Source organism: Mycobacterium sp. TH-M25 (assembly GCF_057473665.1).
Genome location: NZ_JBYCLA010000245.1, coordinates 1 through 4,245 on the forward strand (window position 1 = coordinate 1; position 4,245 = coordinate 4,245).

Consider the following 4,245-nt stretch of genomic DNA (forward strand, 5'->3'; position numbering starts at 1 on the left):
GCCCCATAAAAACCGCGTGCCTTGATGACATGATCTGGGCCAAATACACCGGCATCGCCGGCGGCAAATTCCTCTACAAAGGCAAAATCCGAGAACCGAAAGACAACAAGACATGATCCGCCGGACCATTGCCACCACACTGACCGCGCTCGCCGCCGGCACCGCTGCGCTCGCCGCCAGCCCCCCGGCCGCCGCGCAGGTAACACCAGTGGCCGCACCCGGAATGCCGATCTTTCAACACGTCGCCGGCAGGATCACCCGCTGCACACTCGGTTACGCCGCCAGCAACGCCGCACACGCGCCCCTGGCCGTGACAGCTGGCCACTGCGGCAGCGTCGGAACCACCGTCCGCGATCAACACGGCTACGTCATCGGGACCTACACCGCGGTCCAACCTGACAACATCCCCGAACGCAAATACGGCTACTCAATCATCAAGCTACGCAACACCGTTGCCACCTCGGCAGCCATCACCGCCACCACCCAACTACGGCAGCAACGGCAATCCGGCGCCGGCGACCATGTTTGTTTATTCGGCACCACTAGCGGCGTGAAATGCGGCACCGTCAGCACCATCACCACGCAGGTCGGCAGCATCGATAAATTGCTGTCCGATCACGGAGACTCCGGCGGCCCCATCGTCCGACTCCGCGACAACGCCCTCGTCGGCATCCTCATCGCCCACAACGACGCCCAGGACAAAACCTACTTCGAACCCATCACCAACATCCGGCGCTTGGCCGCGGCCGCCGGCGACGGAGGACCCGGCTTCGGTCCCGTCGTCGACAGGACCAATCAATAAGCACGGATCGTCGCATCGGCCCTGCCGCCCAAACCATTCAGCGAAGAGTCAGCGAGCAGCGCGGCCCGAATAAACGCCGCGCACGCCACCGGATCCTTGCGGCCATCGGGCCCTTTCAGGCGGCTGTTTGCGTCCACTCCGTACGGGCCGACCATACGAACTGCCGACAACACGTTGCTGCCGTCCAGACCGCCGGCGAGAATGACGGGCCGGCCTACCTCGGCAAGGGCTTCAACGATGCTGCGGCTGACGTCCCAGTCGTGAGTCTGCCCGGTCCCGCCGAGCCGCGAGTCTGTCCGTGAATCCAACAACACAGCATCAGAGACACCTGCCATCTCAAGGGCCCGGTCGACTGCGTCGCCACCGGTTACATGGACCGCTGCGACGACACGCAGTGAGCGACGGCGGCGCGTAAACACCTCGCGCACAGTCTCGATGGACACCTCGCCGTGTACCTGGACCGTATCGACGCCAACGGCGTCGGCTAAAGAAAGTATGTCGTCGGCCATCAGTAGATGAGTCACCAGGACAGTCGAGACGAAAGCTGGCACGGCCACCGCAAGATCTCGCGCCGCCGAGACGGTGAGTACGTCCTCGCTGAAGTGAGTCGTACCGCAGATCAAGCCAACCGCATCAGCTCCGGCTTCCACGGCCGCCTCCAGATCGGCGGCCGTGCCGATACCGCAAATCTTCGCCCTTACACGTCCCATTTGGACATCGTGCACGTGCGCCGATCCACGTGCAAGACATGCCAGCATGAGGCTATGAGGCGATCCTTCGACGAGTTGGTCACCGAGGCCAATTCGGTTTCGGTAACCGGGTGGGATTTTTCGTGGCTTGACAGCAGGGCCGCCGAGCAGCGCCCGTCATGGGGGTATCAAAAGCTGCTACGCGGCCGGCTCTCAGCCGCACGGGCCGCCGTCGACCTCGAAACAGGCGGCGGCGAAGTCTTAGCTGGTGCCGCGCCATTCCCGCCAACCATGGCGGCCACCGAAGGATGGCCGCCCAATCTGACTCTGGCAACCCAGCGGCTTCACCCCCTCGGCGTGGCGGTGGTCGCCGATCCAGGTGGCGGCCCTTTGCCGTTCGGCGACAACGCATTTGATTTCGTTGCCAGCCGGCACCCAGTCGGCTTGTCGTGGAACGAAGTTGCGCGGGTCCTTGTCCCGTCAGGAACGTATCTCGGTCAGCATGTCGGTCCGAACTCATTACGCGAGCTGATCGAACGATTCACCGGAGGCCAGGTCGCGACCGGTTTACCGTCGAACCCGACACCCGGTGAAACCGAACTGGCCGTCACCAACGCGGGACTTAAGGTCGTCGACCTGCGCCACGAACCGATTCGCCTGGAATTCTTCGATGTCGGCGCGGTCATCTACTTCTTGCGGAAGGTGGTCTGGGCCGTCCCGGGATTCTCCGTTGCGAAATACCATCACCAGCTACGAAAACTCCACGACCACATCGAGGCTGACGGTAGCTTCGTCACCCACACCTCACGACTCCTTGTCGAGGCCACTTGTCCTTAGCTGAGTCCCGCGCGTATCAAGAGTTTTCGACCACATCTGAAAGCGACAGGGGACCATCGAAGCGGGTGTGACGGCTCAGCCTGGTATAGAGCTGACACGGTTCCAACAGCGTCACCGTCGACAGGTCGACGCCGCCGTGAGAGGCCGGGTCGACCCGTATCCATCTCCACGGTTGCGACACAACTTCACTATCGTCGAGGAAGCCGGTGTAGAAGCCGTCCAGCACCATTTCCCCCGGAAGGACAATCAGGTGGACGGAGCCGAAGTAGTACGCATCGTTCGCGTTTCGCCAGTGCCCCATCAAATGGCGGTTGAACAAGCGGCCGGCCATATCCGTACGGTGGCCGGTCGCGTGACCCTCGAACCGCGGTTCCGGTGGGTAATTTGTCGAGCGAACGCCATCCGCGGTAGCGGTAATCATGGCTAGGTCGACATGGTGCTGTTGTCCGTTCAGTATGTAACCGCTGCACCACAGTCCCGACAACAAGGCCGGATCCACACCTGGCCTAAAGTCAGACAAAATGCCTGTGAAGTCCGATGACTCCGACTCCTGACTGACCGTGTGCTCATCGAATCCGAACAGCTCACCGGCTGTCCACCCGGGAAACATACTTTCCAACACCGCACAGTGCTGCGGCCGTGGAAGCGTTTTGTTACGACCGGCCACCCACCGGTAGTACTGCACTTTAGTCGGCGGGTCAGCCCGCACGGGCAGGTCCAGCTTTCTTGCATGCCGCTCGTACTCGGCGGCGAACGCACTGTACGGGTGGATGTGGCCCCGTTGGAGCAGGGCCTTCAACGGATTCCCCACCCAGCGAGTTTATCGCCCGTGAGCGCCGCACATGACGCTCAGCCGATACCACCATGTGGCCGCCGTGATGAACAAATGATGCCTAGAGCGGGCCGCGAAGATACCACCGCGTCCGGCATGGTTAAGGCACCGAAATTGGCGGGAATCAGGGAGGTGGGCCGTGTCGTCGTTCTCCGTCGCCACAAGCTGTCATCGAGATCGCAAGCCGGCGGAATTACCTGAACACAGCTCAATCTTCAACGCCCACGCCGACACCTACGCCGTGCACGCAGACCGTAGCCCCGTCAACCGCGACTACGACCGGCCAGCCATAATTCGTCTCGCCGGGCCTCTTCGCGGTAAGCGCGTACTCGAGTTAGGTTGCGCGGCCGGAGCACTGACTTCCCAGCTCGTCGACCACGGAGCCAGCGTCCTCGGAGTCGACGTCGAGCCCCGTATGGTTGAGCTCGCGCAAAAACGATTAGGCGATCGAGCACGCTTCGCCGTAGCCGACCTCGCCAGCCCACCACTGGGTGTCGTTCGACCCGGCAGCGTCGACATCGTGATCGCTTCCTTGGTGCTTCACTACATCGCTGACTGGGCGCCGGTGCTCGACGACCTCGTCCGCGTGCTTATTCCCGGCGGCGCAATGGTGTTTTCCTTACATCACCCGATCACCGGCTGGCTACTGTCTGACCAGGCTGACTACCACCGCACCGAACTAATAAGTGAGACATGGGATTTAGACGGCCTCACCGTCACCGCACGCCCTTATCGCCGCCCACTCGCGTCGATATTCACCGAACTCCTGCGAGCAGGCTTCTCGATCGACGCCGTCGAAGAACCCCGCCCTCAATTCGACACCGCCACCGGACTCAGCCCGGAAGCCTGCCGTGTTCTCAATACACAACCGCTATTCCTGTACCTACGCGCAGGCCGAGCCTAAGGCCGCCATGCACGTAATCGCCTTGGTCCCCGACCCACAATTCATGCGTGGCGGTGAACAATAGTGCCCCGGATCGACGAGCGTAGGGGAGCGCGGCTGGAAAGTAACTACGCCCGCGGCAAGCTCAACGCGACCCGTCCCGAAGGCACCGACTACCCCGAATGCCAAAAGCACCCCCAGA

The 4,245-nt window shown here is 62.2% G+C and carries 5 protein-coding genes; 3 read left to right on the forward strand and 2 right to left on the reverse strand.

Going from position 1 to position 4,245, the window contains the following annotated elements; all coding sequences use genetic code 11:
- Nucleotides 1–112 precede the first annotated feature (112 nt).
- Nucleotides 113–802: a S1 family peptidase gene (locus AC2VOU_RS08120; protein WP_486956910.1), complete on the forward strand. Its 690-nt coding sequence runs from the start codon at nt 113–115 to the stop codon at nt 800–802.
- On the opposite strand, the gene AC2VOU_RS08125 is transcribed toward AC2VOU_RS08120, so the two are convergent.
- A complete protein-coding gene (locus AC2VOU_RS08125) occupies nt 796–1,560 on the reverse strand; it encodes a phosphoribosylanthranilate isomerase (protein ID WP_486956911.1) in 765 nt (254 codons plus the stop codon). The genes AC2VOU_RS08120 and AC2VOU_RS08125 overlap by 7 nt on opposite strands.
- A gap of 6 nt (nt 1,561–1,566) precedes the next feature.
- Here AC2VOU_RS08125 and AC2VOU_RS08130 point away from each other — a divergent pair, with 6 nt between their 5' ends.
- Nucleotides 1,567–2,328 carry an SAM-dependent methyltransferase gene (locus AC2VOU_RS08130; protein WP_486956912.1) on the forward strand — a complete coding sequence of 254 codons (762 nt, stop codon included), beginning with the start codon at nt 1,567–1,569 and terminating at the stop codon, nt 2,326–2,328.
- A 16-nt stretch (nt 2,329–2,344) separates the two neighbouring features.
- Here AC2VOU_RS08130 and AC2VOU_RS08135 read toward each other — a convergent pair whose 3' ends face one another.
- Entirely contained in the window at nt 2,345–3,139 is a 795-nt protein-coding gene (locus tag AC2VOU_RS08135; RefSeq protein WP_486956913.1) for a hypothetical protein, read from the reverse strand.
- A 160-nt stretch (nt 3,140–3,299) separates the two neighbouring features.
- On the opposite strand from AC2VOU_RS08135, the gene AC2VOU_RS08140 reads away from it, so the two are divergent.
- Nucleotides 3,300–4,064 carry a class I SAM-dependent methyltransferase gene (locus tag AC2VOU_RS08140; protein ID WP_486956914.1) on the forward strand — a complete coding sequence of 255 codons (765 nt, stop codon included), beginning with the start codon at nt 3,300–3,302 and terminating at the stop codon, nt 4,062–4,064.
- The last annotated feature ends 181 nt before the right edge of the window (nt 4,065–4,245 follow it).

Bases quoted from the DNA above. Each gene is read 5' to 3' on its own strand.
- AC2VOU_RS08120 (WP_486956910.1), top strand. From the start codon at position 113: ATGATCCGCCGGACCATTGCCACCACACTGACCGCGCTCGCCGCCGGC.
- AC2VOU_RS08125 (WP_486956911.1), bottom strand. From the start codon at position 1,560: ATGCTGGCATGTCTTGCACGTGGATCGGCGCACGTGCACGATGTCCAA.
- AC2VOU_RS08130 (WP_486956912.1), top strand. From the start codon at position 1,567: ATGAGGCGATCCTTCGACGAGTTGGTCACCGAGGCCAATTCGGTTTCG.